We start from the raw sequence: 273 nt of genomic DNA, 5'->3' as shown, positions 1-273 counted from the left end.
GCAAGGTCATCGAGCTGGAGCCGGAGACTGTCACTGGCGAGGCGGTCGTCCTGATTCCGGGCAGCCTGGTGGTGACTGACTTCCCTGGTCCCAAGAGCCTGGTCATCACCAAGACCCAGGGCAGCACTCCGGTGCCGAACACCGACGTCGAGGTGTCGGCCGCTGGCTTCCGCGTCAAGGAAGACAGCACCGCGATCACCGAGCCGACCCCGGCAACCATCGCCTACACCAGCACCAAGGCGATCCGCATCGAGCCCATCGTGGAAGCCGGCG

At 65.9% G+C, this 273-nt stretch carries 1 protein-coding gene; it reads left to right on the top strand.

Annotation, left to right across the window (positions count from 1 at the left end; all coding sequences use genetic code 11):
• Window positions 1-273 (top strand): hypothetical protein (locus tag L6D89_RS32495; protein ID WP_236202358.1); only part of this gene is annotated, 273 nt, incomplete at both ends.

The sequence above is a fragment of the Pseudomonas pseudonitroreducens genome, from assembly GCF_021603645.1.
Taxonomy (GTDB): Bacteria; Pseudomonadota; Gammaproteobacteria; order Pseudomonadales; family Pseudomonadaceae; genus Pseudomonas; species Pseudomonas pseudonitroreducens.
Note: the sequence above shows the minus strand (reverse complement) of the source record. Positions and strands in the feature narration are given on the sequence as shown.